This is a genomic window from Janthinobacterium sp. P210006, from assembly GCF_036231885.1.
Lineage (GTDB): Bacteria > Pseudomonadota > Gammaproteobacteria > Burkholderiales > Burkholderiaceae_D > Janthinobacterium > Janthinobacterium violaceinigrum.
In genome coordinates, this window is record NZ_JAZARD010000001.1 from 648,483 (window position 1) to 668,561 (window position 20,079).

General features: G+C 65.9%; 18 protein-coding genes. 17 read left to right on the top strand and 1 reads right to left on the bottom strand.

Annotated elements, in window-relative coordinates; translation table 11 throughout:
• The first annotated feature begins 240 nt into the window (after positions 1-240).
• Complete coding sequence (locus VPH41_RS02915) at positions 241-2,772, top strand: sensor domain-containing protein (RefSeq protein ID WP_328568900.1); 2,532 nt, start codon at positions 241-243, stop codon at positions 2,770-2,772.
• 8 nt (positions 2,773-2,780) lie between these two features.
• Here the strand turns inward: VPH41_RS02915 and VPH41_RS02920 are convergent, their stop codons facing one another.
• Entirely contained in the window at positions 2,781-3,758 is a 978-nt protein-coding gene (locus VPH41_RS02920) for an endonuclease/exonuclease/phosphatase family protein (RefSeq protein ID WP_328568901.1), read from the bottom strand.
• A gap of 37 nt (positions 3,759-3,795) precedes the next feature.
• Here VPH41_RS02920 and ybaK point away from each other — a divergent pair, with 37 nt between their 5' ends.
• The 16 genes from ybaK to VPH41_RS03000 all read left to right on the top strand — a co-directional run bounded on the left by ybaK (position 3,796) and on the right by VPH41_RS03000 (position 20,023).
• Positions 3,796-4,287 carry a Cys-tRNA(Pro) deacylase gene (ybaK, locus tag VPH41_RS02925; RefSeq protein ID WP_152256654.1) on the top strand — a complete coding sequence of 164 codons (492 nt, stop codon included), beginning with the start codon at positions 3,796-3,798 and terminating at the stop codon, positions 4,285-4,287.
• A gap of 104 nt (positions 4,288-4,391) precedes the next feature.
• The gene (gene plsY, locus VPH41_RS02930; RefSeq protein ID WP_328568902.1) at positions 4,392-5,036 is read left to right on the top strand and encodes a glycerol-3-phosphate 1-O-acyltransferase PlsY; all 645 of its coding nucleotides are present in this window, start codon (positions 4,392-4,394) and stop codon (positions 5,034-5,036) included.
• Between the two features lie 90 nt (positions 5,037-5,126).
• Positions 5,127-5,792, top strand: a complete 666-nt coding sequence (locus tag VPH41_RS02935; RefSeq protein WP_328568903.1) for a DsbA family oxidoreductase — start codon at positions 5,127-5,129, stop codon at positions 5,790-5,792.
• A 70-nt stretch (positions 5,793-5,862) separates the two neighbouring features.
• Positions 5,863-6,153, top strand: a complete 291-nt coding sequence (locus VPH41_RS02940; RefSeq protein ID WP_152281531.1) for a DUF427 domain-containing protein — start codon at positions 5,863-5,865, stop codon at positions 6,151-6,153.
• Positions 6,154-6,200: 47 nt separating this feature from the next.
• The gene (locus VPH41_RS02945; RefSeq protein WP_287774999.1) at positions 6,201-7,166 is read left to right on the top strand and encodes a DUF2157 domain-containing protein; all 966 of its coding nucleotides are present in this window, start codon (positions 6,201-6,203) and stop codon (positions 7,164-7,166) included.
• Positions 7,163-8,818, top strand: coding sequence for a GDYXXLXY domain-containing protein (locus VPH41_RS02950; protein WP_328568904.1), 1,656 nt, complete (start codon positions 7,163-7,165; stop codon positions 8,816-8,818). The genes VPH41_RS02945 and VPH41_RS02950 overlap by 4 nt, the downstream gene beginning before the upstream one ends.
• Before the next feature lie 50 nt (positions 8,819-8,868).
• Positions 8,869-10,113 (top strand): metal-dependent hydrolase, encoded by a 1,245-nt coding sequence (locus tag VPH41_RS02955; protein ID WP_328568905.1) that lies wholly within the window; start codon positions 8,869-8,871, stop codon positions 10,111-10,113.
• A gap of 105 nt (positions 10,114-10,218) precedes the next feature.
• Entirely contained in the window at positions 10,219-11,970 is a 1,752-nt protein-coding gene (locus tag VPH41_RS02960) for a cation:proton antiporter domain-containing protein (RefSeq protein ID WP_152281535.1), read from the top strand.
• 81 nt (positions 11,971-12,051) lie between these two features.
• A complete protein-coding gene (locus tag VPH41_RS02965) occupies positions 12,052-12,960 on the top strand; it encodes an ion transporter (protein ID WP_328568906.1) in 909 nt (302 codons plus the stop codon).
• A 48-nt stretch (positions 12,961-13,008) separates the two neighbouring features.
• Positions 13,009-13,989: a 3-oxoacyl-[acyl-carrier-protein] synthase III C-terminal domain-containing protein gene (locus tag VPH41_RS02970; RefSeq protein ID WP_328568907.1), complete on the top strand. Its 981-nt coding sequence runs from the start codon at positions 13,009-13,011 to the stop codon at positions 13,987-13,989.
• Positions 13,990-13,999: 10 nt separating this feature from the next.
• Positions 14,000-15,037, top strand: a complete 1,038-nt coding sequence (locus tag VPH41_RS02975) for an NAD-dependent epimerase/dehydratase family protein (RefSeq protein WP_328568908.1) — start codon at positions 14,000-14,002, stop codon at positions 15,035-15,037.
• Positions 15,030-15,860, top strand: a complete 831-nt coding sequence (locus tag VPH41_RS02980) for an MBL fold metallo-hydrolase (protein ID WP_328568909.1) — start codon at positions 15,030-15,032, stop codon at positions 15,858-15,860. The genes VPH41_RS02975 and VPH41_RS02980 overlap by 8 nt, the downstream gene beginning before the upstream one ends.
• The gene (locus VPH41_RS02985) at positions 15,857-17,161 is read left to right on the top strand and encodes a F390 synthetase-related protein (RefSeq protein ID WP_328568910.1); all 1,305 of its coding nucleotides are present in this window, start codon (positions 15,857-15,859) and stop codon (positions 17,159-17,161) included. The genes VPH41_RS02980 and VPH41_RS02985 overlap by 4 nt, the downstream gene beginning before the upstream one ends.
• Entirely contained in the window at positions 17,158-17,796 is a 639-nt protein-coding gene (locus VPH41_RS02990) for a phosphatase PAP2 family protein (protein ID WP_328568911.1), read from the top strand. The genes VPH41_RS02985 and VPH41_RS02990 overlap by 4 nt, the downstream gene beginning before the upstream one ends.
• Complete coding sequence (locus VPH41_RS02995; protein WP_152281541.1) at positions 17,793-18,908, top strand: sterol desaturase family protein; 1,116 nt, start codon at positions 17,793-17,795, stop codon at positions 18,906-18,908. Before VPH41_RS02990 ends, VPH41_RS02995 begins: the two co-directional genes overlap by 4 nt.
• Entirely contained in the window at positions 18,905-20,023 is a 1,119-nt protein-coding gene (locus VPH41_RS03000; protein WP_328568912.1) for a fatty acid desaturase family protein, read from the top strand. Before VPH41_RS02995 ends, VPH41_RS03000 begins: the two co-directional genes overlap by 4 nt.
• The last annotated feature ends 56 nt before the right edge of the window (positions 20,024-20,079 follow it).

Here is a 20,079-nt window from a genome sequence, read left to right on the forward strand (position 1 = left end):
TGCCACTTTAGGAAGATTCAACCCCGGCTGCCATCGCCGTGCGACAGATTGCATAAAATCGGGGCTGGAATGCAAAAAACGGCGACGGGAGACACTGCCGGCCTGGCCGACGCGCGCGTCACGATGCTTGCGCATGCTCAAGAAGCCGATTCGCCGGCGCGCAAGAATGGTCGAGATGGTTGCGCTACCGGCCAGGCCATTCGCTCGCCGGTTGCCGTGCGGCCGCGCCACGGGGGGCTGATGTCTGATCGGATTGTCGGAGCCGCCCCGTCGCCGGGCCGCCTGCTGGCCGCCGCCGAACCGCAGGCCGGGGCGGCCGGCACGGCGCTGGACTTGCTGTCCATTGTCGTCGCCGCCGTCGAGCAGGCGCCGGGCCTGGCCGTGCGCAGCATCGACCGCGATGGCATCGTGCGCTACTGGAGCCTGGGCGCGGCGCGGCTGTACGGCGTGGCGGCCGAGCTGGCGCTGGGCCAGCCGTGGGCCAGGGTGGCCGCCTCGCTGCACGACGCCGCCGCCCTGGCGGATTTTTCCGGCGAACTGGCGGCCGTGTGGGAAAGCGGCAAGGCGCGCAGCGCGCGCCTGTGGAAGCTGGACGCTGATGGCGCCGCGCCGCGCTGCATCTGTTCCACCGTGTTTCCCGTCATCCAGTCCGGCCGCGTGCGGCAAGTGGTCTGCATCGATGCCGACATCACGGCCAGCGGCCAGGAGGGCGCCGCGCAGGGCGCCTTGCTGTTGATGGGCGATAATTTCCGCCAGTTGTACGACAAGTCCGCCGACGCCATCGTGCTGCTGCGCGACGAGCATATCGCCGACGCCAACCCGGCCGCCATTGCCCTGTTTCAATGTGAAGACCGGCAACGCCTGCTGGGGCGCCGTCTCAGCGATTTTTCGCCCCTGCGCCAGCCCGACGGCGAATTGTCCTCGCTGCGCGGCACGCAGCTGGCGGCCCAGGCCCACGACCACGGCAACTGGCGCCACGACTGGCGCTATCAGACGTGCGCGGGCCAGCTGTTCTGGGGCGAAGTGCTGCTCACCTCCGTCACGCTCGACCACACCTATCTGTTTTACGCGGTGATCCGCGATATTTCCTCGCGCAAACTGGCCGAGCAAGCGCTGTACCTGTCGGCGCAGGTGGTTGAACATGCGCGCGAGGCCATCGTGGTGCTGGACCCGCAGCAACTGGTGGTCAGCATGAATCCCGCGTACAGCGAGATCAGCGGCTACAGCCCGGACGATATGCTGGGCAAGGCCTTCGTGCTGCACGGCGTGGAGCCCGATGCGCCGGCGTTCTTCGAGCACGTGTGGGACGAAGTCGATGCCAACGGCTATTGGCAAGGCGATATCGTGGGCCAGCGCAAGGCGGGCGGGCGCTATCCGGCCTGGCTGTCGCTGACGGCCATCCGCGACCCGCAGGGGCAATTGAGCAATTACCTGGCCATCCTCAGCGATATCAGCGAGCGCAAGAAGAACGAGGAGCACACGCGCCACCTGGCCGAGCACGATTTCCTCACCGACCTGCCGAACCGGGTGCTGCTGCTGGACCGCTTGTCGCTGGCGCTGGCCGCCGCGCGGCGCAAGCTGAGCATGCTGGCCATCCTGTATCTCGATCTCGACCATTTCAAGTACATCAATGACAGCATGGGCCACCACGTGGGCGACCTGCTGCTCAAGGAAGTGGCGCGGCGCCTCGTGCGCTGCGTGCGCGGCGTCGATACCGTCAGCCGGCATGGCGGCGACGAGTTCGTCATCATCCTGGCCGAGGTGGGCGGCATCGACCAGGTGGCCCATGTGGCGTCCAGCCTGCTGCATGCCGTGACGCAGGTGTACCAGCTGGGCGAATACGAATTGCATGTGTCCACCTCGATCGGCGTGGCCATCTTTCCCAGCGATGGCGACAGCATCGACACCCTCGTGCACAACGCCGATATCGCCATGTACCACGCCAAGGAAAGCGGGCGCAATAATTTCCAGTTTTTCAATGCCGAGATGAATGCGCAGATCGTCGAGCGGGCCAGCCTCGAGCAGGGCTTGCGCGCGGCGCTGGGCCGCGATGAATTCATGCTGGAATTCGAGCCCGCGCTCGACGTCGCCAGCGGGCAGATCGTGGGCGCCGAAGCGTTGCTGCGCTGGCGCCACCCGCAACTGGGCGTGCTGCCGCCCGAGCGCTTCATCGCCGTGGCCGAGGAGTGCGGCTTGATGGTGTCGATTGGCAACTGGGTGCTGCGCCACGCCTGTCTGCGCGCGCGCGCCTGGCACGATGCGGGCCATGCCTGGAGCGTGTCCGTGAATCTGTCGCCGGCGCAATGCCTGCACAATAATTTATTGCACAGCGTGCAAGAAGCGCTGGCCGTGTCGGGGTTGCCTGCCGGCAGCCTGGAACTGGAAGTGACGGAGTCCCTGCTGATGAAGGGCGGCGCGCGCCTGGCCGGCGTGCTGGCGCAGCTGCGCGCGCTGGGCGCCAGGCTGGCCATCGACGACTTCGGCACCGGCTATTCGCGCCTGGCCAATCTGCGCCATTACCCGGTGGATAAACTCAAGATCGATCCTTCATTCCTGCCCGCGGCGGCCGAGGGCACAGCGGGCGAGTCCGACACGGCGGTCGCCGCCACCATCATCGCCATGGGGCGCGAGCTGCAATTGCTGGTGATTGCCGAAGGGGTGGAAACCGCGCAGCAGCTGGCCTATCTGCGGGCGCAGGGTTGCCAGCAATACCAGGGACGCTATGCCAGCGCGCAAGTCGAGGGCAGCGCATTGGCGATGCTGTTGCAATAGCGATTACATCAATCGATATTGCCCAGCAGCTTGATGCGCGCCAGCACCTGGCCATGGTCGGACGCATGCGGCAGCCCCAGCAGTAAATGGTCGTTCAGGCAATGGACTTCCTGCACCACGCCGATGGCGCGCGACGAGGCGGGGTGGAAATGCTCGGATACGAGGATGTGGTCGATCGTCATGTAGTTGCTGTCGTGGATATTCGTGTAGCCCCCGTGGCGCGCCGCATCCTGGCGCAGCTGGATGGCGTTGGCGTCGTACAGACGCTCGCGCATTTCCATGCCCGGCTCGCACGGCGCGCCCGCCCCCATGACGATGGACGTGGTGACGGCATTGGCGATGTCGTTGAAATCGCCCAGCACGATGCGGGGACGGCCGCTGCGGCCCAATTCGCTTGCCAGCACGCGCAGGGCCACGGCTTCCGCGCCGCGCCGCTGCAGCGAACGCAGGTTGGCCAGCGCATAGGCGGCCGCATCGCTGCCGTCGCCATGGCGGTAGTCGGGCCGGCGCGATTTCAGGTGCACCACCACCACGTCCGTGAGTTGTCCTCCAGGCAAGAGCACCTGTACGTACAGGGGCGCGCGGGCGAAGCGGCAGGCTTGTTCATCGGCAGTATGCTGGTCGGCGGCCACGCTCACGCCGGCTGGAAAATTCGCCCAGGCAACGCCGGCGCCGGCCAGCGGCAGCCGCGACACGAGCGCCACCGTGGGCAGCATGCGTCCGGCCGCATCGCTCGCATCGTAGCTGGCCAGGGTGGCTTCGCGGTAATGGCGCGTGCGCGACAGCACGTCGCGCAGGGCTGCCTGCGAGAAAATCTCCTGGAAACCGATCACGTCGGCGTCGAGCAGGTCGATCTGCCGCGCCGTCCACTCCGCCTTGGCCTCGTATTGCGCGGGGCTCAGCGGTTCCAGGTTGTCATACAGTTTTTCCCCGGCCGGGGCCAGGTTGCAGACATTGAATGTGGCAAAGCGGATTTCTTGCTGCATAATTAGCACTCCTCACTGAACGATCAGCGTATCACGCATGGCTAAAAAAGAGCATATTTCCGAAACCCAGGCGACGCAGTTGCTGCGCAAGCATCAAGTTTCCTTTGAAGAACACCCATATCCGTACGAGGAGCATGGCGGCACCAGCGTCTCGGCGCGCGAATTGAATGTGCCCGAACATTCTGTGGTCAAGACCCTGGTGATGCAGGACGAGGCGGCCAAGCCGATGATCGTGCTCATGCATGGCGATTGCAAGGTATCGACCAAGAACCTGGCGCGCTCGATCGGCTGCAAGTCCGTCGAGCCGTGCAAGCCCGAGGTGGCGCAGCGCCATTCCGGCTATCTGATCGGCGGCACCTCACCCTTCGGCACGAAGAAGGCCATGCCCGTGTACGTGGAAGCGTCGATTCTGGAATTACCACGTATCTATATCAATGGCGGACGGCGCGGTTTTCTCGTCTCGCTGGCGCCGCAGGTGCTTGTCGATTTGTTGCACGCCAAGCCGGTGCAGTGCGCCTTGCAGGATTAAGAGAGCAAGAAAGCCGGGTCCGCCCTGTCCGTGGACGGGGCGCTGGTGTATATTCTGCTGCGCCAGCCTCGATGCTGGTGCAATAAACACAATAAAGGGAAGAAATGAATCCAGTAATTACAACCGTGGCAATGACAGTGGCCGCTTACTTGCTCGGCTCGATATCGTTTGCCGTGGTAATGAGCAAGGTCTACGGCATTGCCGATCCGCGCACCTATGGCTCGAAAAACCCGGGCGCCACCAACGTGCTGCGCAGCGGTAACAAGGGCGCCGCAATCATGACCCTGCTGGGCGACGGCGCCAAGGGCTGGCTGGCCGTGTTCCTGGCCGACCATTTTGCCGCGGCGCTGGGCGTGGGCGACACGGCCGTGGCCCTGGTCGCCATCGCCGTCTTCCTCGGCCATTTGTGGCCCGTGTTCTTCCGCTTCGTGGGCGGCAAGGGCGTGGCCACGGCCCTCGGGGTGTTGCTCGGCATCAATCCATGGCTGGGCCTGGCGACCCTGGCGACCTGGCTGATCATCGCCTATGCGTTCCGTTATTCCTCGCTGGCAGCGCTGGTGGCGGCCCTGTTCGCGCCGTTCTACTACGGCTTGCTGTTCGGCGTCGATCCCATCCTGCTGGCCGTGATCGTCATGAGCGTGCTGCTGGCCTACCGCCACAGCCAGAATATCGCCAACTTGCTCTCTGGCAAGGAAAGCAAGATCGGCGGCAAGAAGGATGGGGCCAAGGCGCCCGTCAAGAAGAAGTAAGCGCTTGATTTCCGGCGGCCCGCACGCATATGCTGTGCTTGCGGCGCCGCGCGGTGCGGCCGCCACCGACTCGCGCAAAGGCTGCCCACCATGAGTTCCACTCCCGCCATACCCACTCCCATCCGTATCGATTTCGTTTCCGACGTTTCCTGCCCCTGGTGCGTGATCGGCCTCAAGTCGCTGGAGCAGGCGCTGGACAAGCTGCAAAACACCGTCCAGGCCGACATCCACTTCCAGCCCTTCGAACTGAACGCCAACATGCCGGCCGAAGGCGAGGACATCGGCGAACACATCGCCCGCAAATACGGTTCCACCGAAGAACAGATGGCGCAGTCGCGCGAAGCGATCCGCGCGCGCGGCGAAGGCCTGGGCTTTACCTTTGCCATGGACAAGCGGGGCCGCATCTACAACACGTTTGACGCGCACCGTCTGCTGCACTGGGCCGGGCTGGAAGGGCGCCAGAAAGCACTCAAGATGGCCCTGTTCGATGCGTATTTCACGCAGGGCCAGGACCCATCCTCGCACGAGGTGCTGCTGGCCGCGGCCGGCAAGGCGGGGCTCGATGGCGCGAAGGCGGCCCAGGTGCTGGCGTCCGGCGCCTACGCGGACGAGGTGCGCGCGCAGGAACAGTTCTACCAGCAGAACGGCATCAACTCGGTGCCCGCCGTCATCATCAACGAGCGCCACCTGATTTCCGGCGGCCAGCCGCCCGAAGTGTTTGAGCAAGCCTTGCGCCAGATCATCAGCGGCGCTTGAACGGGGCGCCAATGGCGCGCGCCATGGCAGACTTTTTGCGCTACACTCGGCGCAAAAGGAGGATAGTCAAATGCCAACAGCCAGCTGGAATGGCGCCGTCATTGCGCAAGCCACCGATGCGCAGGTGCAAGTCGTTGAAAACAATGTGTATTTTCCTTTGGCGGCCGTGACGCAGGACTACCTGCGTCCCAGCAGCCATACCACCGTCTGCCCCTGGAAGGGCACGGCCAGCTATTACGACGTCGTCGTCGATGGCCAGACGAATGCCAACGCGGCCTGGTATTACCCCCACCCCAAGGATGCCGCCAAGCAAATTGCCGGCCATGTCGCCTTCTGGCGCGGCGTGAGCGTCGAGCGCTGACGCTTTCTTTCCCTATTAAAAAACTAAAAATCAACAGAAAGCAGACGATGGATTTACGCCTCGCCGTGTACCAGCTCGCCTCGGACTATGCGCTCGATGCCCAACAAACCCGGCAGTTGCAGGAAGTGGCCGGCTTCCAGCGCGAACCTGCCCGCCTGGCCTACTGGCTGCCCCGCGGCGTGGCCGTGCTGGGCGCCGCGCTGCTGGGCATGGGCTTGATTTGCTGGGTCGCCGCCAACTGGGAAGAGCTGGGCCGCATGGGCCGCTTTGCCCTGCTGCAAGGTGTGTTTGCCGCCGCCTGCGTGGGCGCGTTCGCCGTGCCCAAGGCGCGCGTGCCCTTGCTGCTGCTGGCCTTGCTGGCCATCGGCGGCCTGTTCGCGTATTTCGGCCAGACGTACCAGACGGGCGCCGACCCGTGGCAGCTGTTCGCCCTGTGGGCCGTGCTGGCGCTGCCCCTGTGCCTGGCGGCGCGCAGCGACGTGCTGTGGACGCCGTGGATGCTGGTGCTGGCCACGGCCGCCGCCCTGTGGATGCAGGCGCAGGCGCGCCACAGCTGGCGCATCGAGTCGGAGGACATCGGCATTTTCGTCAGCGGCTGGCTGGTCGTGCTGGCGGGCTGTGCCTTCGTCTCGCCCCTGCTGGCGCGCTGGACGGGCGCGGGCAACTGGGCCTTGCGCCTGGGCCTGGTGCTGGCCACCATTCTCATCACGGGCACGGCCGTCAGCGCCCTGTTCGGCAGCCATATCGCATCGCCGTACTGGGCCGGGCTGGGCTTGCTGGCCGTCGCCAGCGTGCTGCTGGCCAGGCGCCAGTTCTTTGACGTGTTCGGCCTGAGCGCCGTCGCGCTGGGCCTCAACACCCTGCTGGTGGGGGGCCTGACGCACGTGCTGTTCAATGGCGGCGGCAATGGCGATGGCGTGGGCAGGCTGTTGATGCTGGGCTTGTTTGCTGCCGTGCTGCTGGCGCTGACCGTGCAAGGCATCCTGTGGCGCTCGCGCAAGGAGGCCGCATGAGCAGCGTGAACCGCGCCGATGCGCTCGCTACCCTGATCGACGACGCCACGCGCGCCGGCCTGCTGCCGCCCGGTGCCGCCCGGCCCGTGCAGGATGTGCGGCCCTGGCCGCTGGTGCTGATGACGGCGTTTGGCGCCTGGCTGGCGGCTATTCCCCTGGTCGTGGCGCTGGGCGTGGGCCTGGAAAGCGTGGTGCGCCATGGTCCCGGCGCGTATGTGGTGGCGGCCATCGTGCTGGTGGCGGCCGTGCTGGTGATCCGCATGCGCGGCGTGGCCCTGTTCGTCGAGCAGCTGGCCGTGCCCTGTTTGCTGGTGGGGGGCGGCTTGCTCGGCTATGCCCTGTTCCGCGACTATGCCACGCAGACGGCCTCGCTGATGATGTGCCTGGCGTGCCTGGCGGTGGCCGCCTCCCTGCCGCGCGACTGGCTGCGCGTGCTGCTGGGACTGGTCGCCTGCGGCTTGCTGGGACTGGGCATCGTCGATAGCACGCGCGACTGGATTTTCGAGAACGACCCCACGCAACTGTATCTGGCCTGGATGCTGGCCCTGGCTTTCTGGCTGGGCGCCCACTGGCTGCAAAAGCAGGCGTTCAACGACGGCCGCGGCGCGCCTATCGCCGCCTTCCTGGAATCGCTGTCGACGGGCTGGGTGGTGGCAATCTTGCTGGGGCTGGTCTTCTGGTCCGGCATGACCTTCATGCTGGGCGGTGTCGTGGGCGGCGGCATAACCGGCGAGCTGGCGCGCGAAGCGACCCGGCACCAGGGCGGCGCCTGGTATGCGCAGGCGCTGAACGGGGTGTCGCTCGTGCTGGCCACGGCCGCTGCCGCCTGGACGGGGTGGCGCTGGCCGGCGCTGCGCCAGTTGCCCGCCATCGGCGTGGCGCTGGTGCTGATCGTGCTGGCGTGGTTCATGCCGGCGCTGGGGCCCGTGCTGCTGATCCTCGCGTATTGCCTGACGAGCGGGCGCTCGCGCGTGGCCGTGGCGGCCGCACTGGCGGCGGCGTGGATACTCGGCAGCTTTTATTATCAGCTGGCCTGGCCGCTGGCCAGCAAGGCGGCGCTGCTGGCCATGGCCGGCGCGCTGCTGTGCGTGCTGTCGTGGCTGGCCACGCGGGGCAAGGTATTGCACTTGGTGGAAAGCAAGCCGGCCGCCGCGCTGGCCGAAAGCCGCGCCGTGCGCCTGGGCGTGCTGGGCGGCTTGCTGCTGGTGTTGCTGGTCGCCAATGGCGGCATCTGGCAAAAAGAGCAGCTGATTGCCAAGGGGGAATCCATCTTCGTGGCGCTGGAACCCGTCGATCCCCGCTCGCTGATGCAGGGCGACTACATGCGCCTCAATTTCGTCAACCTGGGTGTTCTCAGTACCCTGGCCAGCGTGGAGCGGCCGCCTGGCCGGCCCCTCGTGGTGGCCATGCGCGATGCGCGCGGCGTGGCGGAACTGCTGCGCCCGTACACCAAAGAGGCGCTGGCGCCCGGCGAATTCCTGCTCGAACTGACGCCGAAAGATGGGCGCTGGGTGCTGGTCAGCGACGCCTGGTTCTTCAAGGAAGGCGAGGCGGCGCGCTGGGAAAAGGCCCGCTATGGCGAGTTCCGCGTCCTGCCCGATGGCCGCGCCTTGCTGGTGGGCATGCGCGGCGAGCAGCTGGAGAAACTGTAACTGCTGTAGCGCACGAGCACGCGGGGGCGGCCATCCTGTAAAATTGCCCGATGGATAATATTACGCATTCGGTCATCGGCCTCGGGGTCGGCGAACTGGTACACCGCAGCCTGCCGCCCGAGCCGCAGGCACCCGCCCAGCGCACCCGGCGCGCGCTGTTTCTCTTTACGGCCTGGTTTGCCAGCAACGCGCCCGACCTGGACCTGGTGCTGACCAAGCTGCTGCCGCGTCCGTTCGGCTACATGCTGCACCACCGCGGGCATACGCATACCTTGCTGCTGGCCTTGCCGCAGGCGCTGTTGCTGCTGGCCCTGCTATGGCTGCTGTGGCCCGGCGCGCGCCGGTTGCTGAAGGAGAGCGTGCCCGCCCGCATCGGCCTGGCAGCCTGTCTGCTGCTGGGATTCTGCTTGCACATGGGCATGGATTTCCTCAATTCCTATGGCTTGCACCCGTTCTATCCGTTTGACAGCCGCTGGCTGTATGGCGACATGGTCTTCATTGTCGAGCCCATGTTCTGGGTGTTGCTGGGCGTGCCCGTGATCATGTCCTTGCGTTATGGCATCGTCAAAAGCGTGCTGCTGGCGGGATTGGCGGCGGCCCTGTGTTTCTTTACCTATCAAACCTATCTGGCGCCCGCTTCGCTGGTCATCCTGCTGGGGCTGGGCGCGATCCTGGCCGTGCTGCAGGGACGGGCCGGCGAGCGGGGGCGGGGACCGCTGCTGCTGGCCTTCGCGCTGGCCGCCACGTTTATCGGCACGCAGGGCGTGGCCTCGGCCCTCGGCCGTGCCCGCATCGAGGCGGCCGTGCAGCGCCTCGACCCGGGCACGCGCGTGTGGGATGTGGCGATGACGGCCTTCCCCAGCAACCCCCTGTGCTGGATCTATGTCTCGCTCGACAGCAAGACGGACGTGTACACCCTGCGGCGCGGCACCTTGAGCCTGCTGCCGGATGCGCTGGCGCCGGCCGCTTGCCCGGCCGGCTTGGCCGAGACAGGCAAGCGGGAACAGCAGCTGGCGCCCGGCATCGCTGTGTCGGCCAAGGCGGCGGGCAGCTTGGCCGCCTTGCGCGCGCTGCAGGAAGACAATTGCTATGCCGATGCCTGGTTCCGCTTTGCCCGCATGCCCAGGTTGAATGCGGACAAGCTGACGGACGTGCGCTTCAATCCCGGCATGCTGCCCAATTTCACGACCGTCGAACTGCAGCAGTTCCGCAACCGGCCGTGTCCCGCCTACGTGCCGGGCTGGGACCGCCCCCGCGCGGACATGCTGGCGCCGCCGCAAGGGGCGCGTCCGTAGCGAATTTATTGCCTTGTGGCAAAATATCGTGTGTGCACTTACTTCGCCATGGCCGCGCAGGCGACACGACCAATTCAGCATGAATGATATTTAGTTAGGATTATTTTGGAAGAGCAACACGCCTTACCGTATTTGCGGGAAACCCTGCTGTTTCTTGCCCTGGCCGGGATTTTTATTCCCTTATTGCAACGCCTGAAAGTCAACCAGGTCCTTGGTTTCCTGGCCGTGGGCGCCCTGTTCGGCCCGTTCGGCTTCGGCCTGTGGGCCGGCGACTACACGTGGCTCACCTATTTTTCGTTCGTGCGTGCCGAGCAGGTCAGCGGCCTGGCCGAGCTGGGCGTGATGTTTTTGATGTTCATGATTGGCCTGGAACTGTCGACGGAACGGCTGTGGGCGCTGCGGCGCTGGGTATTCGGCGCGGGCGTGGGGCAGGTGGCCGTCAGCGCCTGCCTGATCGGCGGCGTCGCGTATTACTTCGGCCTGTCGCTGGAAGCGTCCATCGTGCTGGGCCTGGTGCTGTCGCTGTCGTCCACGGCCGTCGTGATGCAGCTGCTCACGGACCAGCGCTCCCTGCAGACGCCGGCCGGCCAGGCGGGCTTTTCCATTTTGATGTTCCAGGACCTGATGGTGGTGCCGCTGTTCATCCTGATCGACGTGTTCGCCAGCGGGCGCAGCGACGACCTCGCCTATCTGCTCAGCTTTGCCGCCGTGAAATCGGCGGGCGCCATCCTGCTGATCTATCTGCTGGGACGCCGGGTCATCCGCCCCCTGTTCCAGTTTTTCGTCAAGAAACGCCAGCCCGACGTGTTCATGGCCTTGACCCTGCTCAGCACGCTGGGCATCGCGGGCTTGACGTACCTGGCGGGCCTGTCGATGGCGCTGGGCGCCTTGCTGGCCGGCTTGCTGCTGGCGGAAACGGAATTCCGCCATGAAGTGGAAGTGACGATCGAGCCGTTCAAGGGCTTGCTGATGGGCCTGTTCTTCATGTCCGTGGGCATGCAGATCGACGTGCGCGAAATCCTCAAGTCGCCGATCCTGATTCCTTTGGCCGTGCTGAGCCTGTTTGCGGTGAAAACCCTGGTCATCGGCGTGATTTTCCGCCTGGGCGGCTTTCACTGGGGGCGCGCCGTGGAAACGGGCGTGCTGCTGGGGCAGGGCGGCGAATTCGCCTTCATCGTCGTCGCCTATGCGCTGGGCACGAAACTGATCGGCCCGCAGGTGGCGCAGTTCGTCATGCTGGTGGTGGGCCTGAGCCTGTTTGCCACGCCGGCGCTGGCGAAGGCGGCGCGCGCTTTCGGCAACTGGTGGGAACAGCGCCACCACCATCAGCTGGCCGACCTGGCGCACGGCGCGCTGCCGCCGCAGGGCAGTACCGTCATCATCGCCGGTTTCGGCCGGGTGGGGCAGCTGCTGGCCAAGGTGCTGACAGAGCAGGATATCGCGTATGTGGCGATTGAAAATGATGCGCGCCTGGTGACGACCCTGCATCCGCGCGGCTTCCCCGTGTATTTCGGCGATGCCTCGCGCGCGGAACTGCTGCAAAAGGTCAATGCGGACCGGGCTGCCGCCGTGGTGCTGACGATGGACCATGCGGCGTCCGTGCTGCATGCCGTGAAATCGATCCGCCGCGAATATCCGCAGCTGCCCGTGTATGCGCGGGCGCGCGACGAGGCCCATGCGGTGGCCCTGATACAGGCGGGCGCCACCCTGGTCGTGCCCGAGGCGCTGGAGTCGGCGCTGCAGCTGACGGCCACCGTGCTGCACACCGTGGGCTTGAGCGAAGCGCGCACGACGGACATCGTGCAGGCCGAGCGCGACCGGCGCAATGCCGTGCTGCTGGCGAAAAAGCTGTCGTAGTGGAAACTGTAGCGCAACCGTGCGTGTCGCCGTGCTTTGTAAATTATCTATACAATAATAGTATATGAGCACATTACCCACATGAAAGCCGCGACGAAGAGCGGAGCGGCGCCCCTGACGCCGCAGCAGCTGGCGGCGCAGGAAACGCAGCAGAAATTTGGCAAGCCCGAACGGGGCTGGCGCGAGCAGGTGTACACCGTCATTTTCGAGGCGGAAACGCGCACGGGCCGCGCCTTCGATCTGGCGCTGATCGCCGCCATCCTGATCAGCGTGACGGTGGTCGTGCTCAGCAGTGTCGCTTCCGTGGCCGAGCGCTACGGCGCCTGGCTGACGGCGCTGGAATGGTTTTTCACCATTTTATTTACCATCGAGTATTTCGCCCGCCTGTCCTGCCTGCAGCATCCGGTGCGTTACGCCAAGAGTTTTTTCGGCATTATCGATTTGCTGGCCATCGTGCCCACCTACATCGGCTTGCTGCTGCCGGGCGCCCACGTGTTGATCGACGTGCGTATTCTGCGTTTGCTGCGCATGTTCCGTATCCTCAAGCTCACGTCCTATGTGCATGAATACACGGTGCTGGGACGGGCTTTGCTGGCCAGCCGGCGCAAGATTCTCATTTTCTTGTCTTTCGTCATGATGGTGGTCTTTCTGTTGGGTACTGTGATGTATGTCGTGGAAGGGCCGGAAAATGGCTACAGCAGCATCCCCACGTCGATATACTGGGCCATCAGCACCATGACCACCGTGGGTTTCGGCGATATCACGCCGCGCACGGACATCGGCCGCACCATCGCTTCCCTGATGATGCTGCTGGGCTGGGGCATCCTGGCAGTGCCTACCGGCATTATCAGCGCGGAAATGACGGTACAGCGCAGTTCCAAGCTGGTCACCACGCGCACCTGCCCCACGTGCCTGAAAGAAGGGCTCGATGACGATGCCAATTTCTGCAAGAACTGCGGCGTCGATTTGCCGCCGCTGGCACGCGATTAGCGCATAGACCCTACATCAACCGTATTTACTTTACTTTTTAAGGCTGACATGATTCCAGTTCGCCTGATCGCGACGGGCAAAGCCGTGCCGTCGCACAGCGTTACCTCCGAGAGCCTGGACCTGACATTGGGCCACCCGGCCGGCTATACCTTGCGCAAGAGCGGCGTGCTGTCGCGCTTTGTCGCCGCGCCCGACGAGTCGCAAAGCCAGCTGGGCGCCGCCGCCCTGCTCGACGCGCTGAAGAATGCCAGCCTGCGTCCGGCCGACATCGACTTGCTGATCTGCGCCTGCGGCGTGCCCGAGCAAGCGTTGCCGAACACGGCCTGCTTCGTGGCCGAACACGCCGGCTTGCCGCCAGGCACGCAAAGCTTCGACGTCAACGCCAGCTGCCTCAGTTTCATGGCCGCCTTCCGCGTGGCCGCGTCCATGCTGGCGGGCGGTGCCTACCGGCGCATCGCCATCGTCTCGTCCGACCTCGCTTCGCGCGGGGTCGACTGGAGCGAGCCGGAAGCGTCGATGATCTTTGGCGACGGCGCCGCCGCCGTCATCGTCGAGCGGGGCGACGGCAGCGCCGGCATCCGCGCCTACAAGATGGGCACGTATCCGGAAGGGCGGCGCTACTGCGAAATCCGCGGCGGCGGCACCGAGCGCAACCCGCGCAACGGCTGCGAACCGGGCGACTACCTGTTCCGCATGGATGGCAAGGCCGTGTTCCGCCTGGCCGTCAAGGTGATGCCGGATTTCCTGGCGGAACTAATGCTGGAATCGGGCGCGGGACTGGAAAAAGTCGACGTGGTCGTGCCGCACCAGGCCAGCCCGCTGGGCCTCGCGCATGCGGCGCGCATCCTCGACGTCCCCGATGCTAAAATCATCAAGATCTTTGAAACGCACGGCAACCAGGTGGCTGCCTCCCTGCCCACCGCCCTGCATGAGGCGGTGATGACGGGGCGGGCCGTGGCGGGCCAGCGTTTGCTGATGATGGGCACGGCCGCGGGCCTGACCATCGGCGGCATGATCGTCGATTTATGAGGGCAGTGCGATGAGGCGGATACTGGTCACGGGAGCGACGGGGGGCTTGGGGCGCAATGCCGTGCGCACCCTGCTGGCGCAGGGCGTGGAAGTGCGCGCCACGGGCCGCAACGCCGCCGTGGGCCGCGAACTGGAACGCATGGGCGCGCAATTCGTCGCGCTCGACCTGGCGCAAGCGTCGCCGCGCCAGGTCGACGAGCTGGTGCGCGGCATGGACACCGTCTGGCACTGCGCCGCGCTGTCCTCGCCGTGGGGCCCCGAACGCGACTTCATCGCCGCCAACGTCACGGCCACGGGCCAGCTGCTGCGCGCGGCCGCCAGCCAGCACGTGGCGCGCTTCGTGCACATCTCCACGCCGGCCATGTATTTCGATTACCGCAACCGCTACGAAGTGCCGGAAACCTTCCGTCCCGACGTTTTCGTCAACGCGTATGCGCGCTCCAAGGCGATGGCGGAAAAGCTGGTGCAGGAGGCGGTGGACCGCCATCGCGGCATGACCTGCGTGATCCTGCGCCCGCGCGCCATCTTCGGCCCGCACGACCAGGTCCTGATCCCGCGCCTGGCGCGCGTGCTGCAGGAGCGCGGCGGCAAGCTGCCCCTGCCCAGGGGCGGGGCGGTCACCATCGACGTCACCTATGTCGACAATGTCGTGCATGCGATGTGGCTGGCCACCGTGCACAAGACCATCGCTTCGGGCGCCGCCTTCAACATCACGAACGGCGAACCGGCGCGCCTGTGCGACATCTTGCGCGCGCTGTTTTGCGAGCATCTGCAGCAGCCGTTCGAGATCGTCAGCATGCCTTACCGCGTGCTGGCGCTGGCCGCCCGCCTGATGCAGTTCGCCTCGCGCTTCACGCGGCGCGAGCCGTCGCTGACGCCCTACAGCATCGGCGCGCTCAGTTTCGACATGACGCTCGATAACGCCAAGGCGCGCAAGGTGCTGGGCTACCGTCCCATCGTCAGCCTGCAGGAAGGCATTGCGCTGACGGCGCAGTGGATGCGCCAGGAAGCGGCGGCGCACAAGGTGGGCAAGGAGCGCAATGGCTAGCATTACCGCGTTTCGCGTCGGCCACTGCACCCACCCGTCCTGCATGGTCCTGAAAGGCAGCGGGCTGGCCAGCCGCTGCTTCCCGTCGCGCGCCTACCTGATCGAAACGCGCGCGGGCCTGTACCTGTGGGACACGGGCTACGCCGAGCACTTCCGCGCCGCCACGTCGAAGGGCGTGTACCGCCTGTATGCGTGGGTGACGCCGATTTCCTTCGATGACAGCGAATCGCTGCAAGGCCAGCTGCGCGCGCATGGCGTGGCGCCCGGCGACATTCACACCTTGCTGCTGTCGCACTTCCACGCCGACCATATCGCCGGCCTGCGCGACTTCCCCGGCGCGCGGCTGATGGCTTCCCAAACGGGCTGGGACGCCGTGCGCAGCCTGTCCGGCGTGGCTGCCGTGCGCCAGGCCTTCGTGCCCGAGCTGCTGCCCAACGACATCGCCGACCGCCTGGCTTTCGTGGAAAGCGTGCCCGAGACGGCCTTGCCGGCCGCCCTGCTGCCATTCACGCACGGGCGCGACGTCAGCGGCACGGGCGAAATCTATATCGTCGACCTGCCCGGCCACGCCATCGGCCATCTGGGCGCCTTCGTGCTGCAGGAGGGCGGCTGGACCTTGCTGGCGTCGGACGCGGCCTGGGTGCCCGAAAGCTTCCAGCAGCTGCGCGGGCCGTCCGAACTGTCGTTCCTCATCCAGCACAAGCGCGCGCCGTACTATGCGACCCTGAACCGCCTGCACCAGCTGCACCGCTCGGGCAATGCGCACATCCGCATCACGCATGAAGACACGGCGGACTATGTTCCTGTGGCGGGCCGCCCGTGAAGCGTATCGTCTGGCTGTTGCTGTCGTACTGGCGCACGCGCCGCCTGCGGTTCACAAGCCGCGCGCAGCTGGACGCCTACCAGCACAGGCAGCTGGCGCGCTTCCTCGAGGTGCTGTGCGCGCGCAGCAGCTACTTTGCGCCGTTCCGCGATCTGCCGCTGGCGCAGTGGCCGACGATGAACAAGGCGCTGATGCTCGAGCATTTCGACGCCATGAACACCGAGGGGGTGACGTTGGCGCAGGCGATGGATGCGGCCATGGCGGCCGAGCAAAGCCGCGACTTCACGCCGGCCGTCGGCGACATCACCGTAGGCCTGTCGTCGGGTACGTCGTCGCGGCGCGCCGTGTTTACCGTCAGCCCCCGCGAAAAAGCCCAATGGGCGGGCGTGATGCTGGCCAAGGCGCTGCCCGATGGCCTGTTTTCCGGCGAACGGGTGGCGCTGTTCCTGCGCGCGAACAGCAATCTGTACACGGCCGTGCGCTCGCCGTGGCTGACGTTTGCCTTCTACGACCTGTTCGAACCGTTCGACAGCCTGTGCGCGCGGCTGGCGCACTATCAACCTTCCGTCATCGTCGCGCCGGCCCAGGTGCTGCGCCAGCTGGCCTTGCGCGTGATCGGCGGCAGCCTGGCGCTGGCGCCGAAAAAAGTGATCTCGGTGGCTGAAGTGCTGGAAGCCCAGGACCGCGCGCTGATCGTGCAGGCGTTTGGCGCCGTGCATGAAATCTACCAGGCCACCGAAGGTTTCCTCGCCAGCAGCTGCGAGCATGGCGTGCTGCACCTGAACGAGGAATACGTGCACATCGAGCCGCAGTGGCTCGATGCAGAGCAGCGCCGCTTTGTGCCCGTGATTACGGACTTCACGCGCATCACGCAGCCCATCGTGCGCTACCGCCTGGACGACATCCTGATTGCGCGTGACACGCCATGCCCGTGCGGCCGCGCCACGCGCGCCATCGTCGGCATCGAAGGGCGCTGCGACGACATGCTGTTCCTGCCATCCTTGCCGTCGGCGAACGGCGGCGCCTCCGTCGCCGTGTTTGCCGACGTCCTGACGCGCGCGTTTGCGCAAGCCTTGCCGCCGGATGCAGACTATCGCCTGGTGCAGTCGGGCGACGATGCCTTGCAGCTGCATGCGGCCGTGGACGACGCTGGCCTGGCCGCCCTGCGCGCGCACCTGGAAACGGTGCTGCGGGAGCTGGGCGTGGCCGTCGACGGCCTGGCTTGGACGGTAAGCGGCGAATTGCCCCCCTTTGACCCCACCATGAAACGGCGCCGCATCCGGCGCCTGGCGACCGCATGAACGATACTTCCATGACCGTACGCAGCCGCCTGCTGCATCTGCTGGCCGGCTGGGGCAGCGTCGGCCTCGTGTATTTTTCCAGCGACCTGCTGCAAGGGCAGGGCGCGCTGCTGCCCGAAACGGCCATCGACCGCGCCATTGCCTACAACGACGGCGCCATCTGGCTGTACCTGTCCTTCTTCGTCCTGATTCCCTACGCCTATCTGGCGGCAGATGCGGCCCGCGTGCGCTGGCTGGCGCGCGCCATGGCGCTTTCCGCGCTGGCTTGCGGCGTGGTCTTCCTGCTGTACCCGACCACCCTCGCGTATCCGCCCGTGGGCGAGGGCAGTGCCTGGAGCACGCAGGCGCTGCGCATGCTGCAGGCGGCGGATTCCACGCAAAACTGCCTGCCGTCGCTGCACGGCGCCCTGACATTGCTGTGCGTGTGGGCCTTGTGCGACAGGCGCCACCTGCTGCGCTCCGCATTGGCCGCGCTGCTGGGGATCAGCATCTGCTACGCCATCATCGCGCTGCGCCGGCACGTGAGCATCGACCTGGCCGCCGGCCTGGCCGTGGGCGTGGCGGGCGGCATGCTGGCGAAAATGCAGGTATTCTGGGCTGCCCGCCGCGCCATTTCTACTGAAACCGCATCATGATGAATCCCTTCGCCCTCTCTTTTCTTGTCATGCTGGCCTTCGTGCTGGCCGAGCTGCTGATCCTCAAATGGGTGCGCAAGACGCCCGTGCCGTGGAAGGACGTCATCTTCAACCTCAATTCAGGGCATATCCTGATGTGGGTGTTCCGCGGCGTGGAAGTGGCGGCTTTCGCCCTGCTCCTGCGCCATGTGAACCTGCACATCGTCGACCAGTGGCCCGTGGCGGCGCAATGGATCTTTGCCTTCTTTGCCTGGGATCTGTGCTTTTACTGGATGCACCGGCTGCACCACAAAATCCCCCTGCTGTGGGCCGTGCACGTGGTGCACCACCAGGGCGAGCATTTCAACCTGTCGCTGGGCGTGCGCAATTCCTGGTATTCGTCGCTGACGAATTTCCCGTTTGTCGCCATCCTGGCCGTGCTGGGCGTGCCGCTGGAAATCTTCCTCGTCGTCTCGTCCCTGCATTACACGGTGCAGTTCTACAACCACAATGCGCTGGTGAACAAGTCCGGCATCCTCGATAGCTTCATGGTCACGCCCTCGCACCACCGCGTGCATCACGGCACCGACAAACGCTACATCAACCGCAATTTCGGCGGCACCCTGCTGCTGTGGGACAGGCTGTTCGGCAGCTTCCAGCCCGAGCTCGAGGGCGTGGAAATGCGCTATGGCGTGAAGGGCATGACACCCACGCACAACCCGCTGCTGGCCAGCAACGGCAAGCTGTTTGGCTGGCTGCGCGCGCGCTTTCCCCACTGGCAGTCGCGCGGCACCTTCCACGTGCCCGAGCTGTTCATCGGCATCGGCGGCGTGATCCTGTTTGGTCTGGTGATCTATTACGTCAATCACGAGGCGGCGCTGGCCGGCGCGCAGCAGGCCATCCTGTTCGCGCTGATCTTCGGCGGCACCCTGGCGCTGGGCGGCCTGTCCGATGCGCGTCGCTGGGGTGCCATCGCCTGGGTGGCCATCGCCGTGGCCATGCCGCTGCTGTTCCTGGGCTGGTATGGCGCGCGCGACGCGTGGGGCATGGTCTTCCTGGCCGCGCTGCTGGCGCATGGCCTCGACGGCGCACGACGCCTGTGGTGGCCGGCAGCGGCGGGGACGCGCGCGTGACGCAGCCTGTACCTTCGCTGCCGCCGTTGCGCTTCCAGCCCGCCCGCGAGTCCGCCTTCCGCCGCGAATTGCGCGCGCGCGCCGACGCCTACCTGGCGGACGAAGGAAAGCACCGCTTCGGCGACCTGCGCATGCATGCGAAGATCCTCTTCCTGGCCGCGCTGACGGTGGGGCTGTATGCGCTGGCGCTGAACGCCGCAAGCACCTGGCCGTTTGTCGCCAGCTATGTGGCCTGCCTGGTCACGGCCATGGCGCTGGCCATGAATACCCTGCACGATGCGGCCCACAGCGCCGTCTTCCGCCAGGGAGCCTGGAACCGCGTGCTGATCCGCCTGGTGGGCTTGCCCGTGGGCGTGGACACGGATTTCTGGACCATCCGCCACGTGCACTTCCACCATACGTATGCGAACGTGGAGGGCTATGACCTCGACACGGAACCGAATCCGTTCCTGCGCCAGACGCCATTCCAACGCTGGTCGCCCCAGTACCGCTACCAGTACCTGTACTGGCCCGTGGTGGCGGCCCTGTCGCTACCCTACCTGAACTGGTATGGCGACTGGCTGGACCGCTTCGGCAAGACGCCCGTGGCCGCGCACAGCCGCCTGCAGGGCTGGCGCGGCTGGCTGTCCTTCCTGGGCTGGAAGCTGGGCCACGTGGCGCTGGTGCTGGCGCTGCCCATGTGGGTGCTGCAGCAGCACGGCATCGCCTGGAACGTGGTGCTCGGCGCGTATTTCGTGGGCCAGATGATCGCCTCGTGCGCGCTGGTGGCGCTGATCCTGGGCACGCACTGGGCCGAGGTGGAGTTCTTCCAGCCGGGGCCGGACGGCACCTTGCCGCACGACTGGTACCAGCACACGTTTTACACATCCTGCGACTGGACGCCGCAGCCGCGCGCGCTGCGCTGGCTCGGCTACTGGCTCGGCGGCTTGAATCTGCACCTCACGCATCATCTGTTCCCCACCTGGAACCACCGCCACTACCCGGCGCTGGCGCGCATCCTGGCCGAGCTGGCGCCCCGCCACGGGCTCGCCTACCGCGAACTCGGTTACGGCCAGCTGCACGCTTCGCAACAGAAGTTCCTGCGCGCCATGGGGCAGCCGCCCGCAAAGTCCTGACGAATCGCGCTTGACTCGGTTTCCGTTCCGTCTTACATTTCTGTAACGACAGAAAT

Excerpts from the sequence above, each read along its gene's own strand:
- VPH41_RS02915 (WP_328568900.1), top strand. The coding sequence starts at position 241 with ATGTCTGATCGGATTGTCGGAGCCGCCCCGTCGCCGGGCCGCCTGCTG.
- VPH41_RS02920 (WP_328568901.1), bottom strand. The coding sequence starts at position 3,758 with ATGCAGCAAGAAATCCGCTTTGCCACATTCAATGTCTGCAACCTGGCC.
- ybaK (WP_152256654.1), top strand. The coding sequence starts at position 3,796 with ATGGCTAAAAAAGAGCATATTTCCGAAACCCAGGCGACGCAGTTGCTG.
- plsY (WP_328568902.1), top strand. The coding sequence starts at position 4,392 with ATGAATCCAGTAATTACAACCGTGGCAATGACAGTGGCCGCTTACTTG.
- VPH41_RS02935 (WP_328568903.1), top strand. The coding sequence starts at position 5,127 with ATGAGTTCCACTCCCGCCATACCCACTCCCATCCGTATCGATTTCGTT.
- VPH41_RS02940 (WP_152281531.1), top strand. The coding sequence starts at position 5,863 with ATGCCAACAGCCAGCTGGAATGGCGCCGTCATTGCGCAAGCCACCGAT.
- VPH41_RS02945 (WP_287774999.1), top strand. The coding sequence starts at position 6,201 with ATGGATTTACGCCTCGCCGTGTACCAGCTCGCCTCGGACTATGCGCTC.
- VPH41_RS02950 (WP_328568904.1), top strand. The coding sequence starts at position 7,163 with ATGAGCAGCGTGAACCGCGCCGATGCGCTCGCTACCCTGATCGACGAC.
- VPH41_RS02955 (WP_328568905.1), top strand. The coding sequence starts at position 8,869 with ATGGATAATATTACGCATTCGGTCATCGGCCTCGGGGTCGGCGAACTG.
- VPH41_RS02965 (WP_328568906.1), top strand. The coding sequence starts at position 12,052 with ATGAAAGCCGCGACGAAGAGCGGAGCGGCGCCCCTGACGCCGCAGCAG.
- VPH41_RS02970 (WP_328568907.1), top strand. The coding sequence starts at position 13,009 with ATGATTCCAGTTCGCCTGATCGCGACGGGCAAAGCCGTGCCGTCGCAC.
- VPH41_RS02975 (WP_328568908.1), top strand. The coding sequence starts at position 14,000 with ATGAGGCGGATACTGGTCACGGGAGCGACGGGGGGCTTGGGGCGCAAT.
- VPH41_RS02980 (WP_328568909.1), top strand. The coding sequence starts at position 15,030 with ATGGCTAGCATTACCGCGTTTCGCGTCGGCCACTGCACCCACCCGTCC.
- VPH41_RS02990 (WP_328568911.1), top strand. The coding sequence starts at position 17,158 with ATGAACGATACTTCCATGACCGTACGCAGCCGCCTGCTGCATCTGCTG.
- VPH41_RS02995 (WP_152281541.1), top strand. The coding sequence starts at position 17,793 with ATGATGAATCCCTTCGCCCTCTCTTTTCTTGTCATGCTGGCCTTCGTG.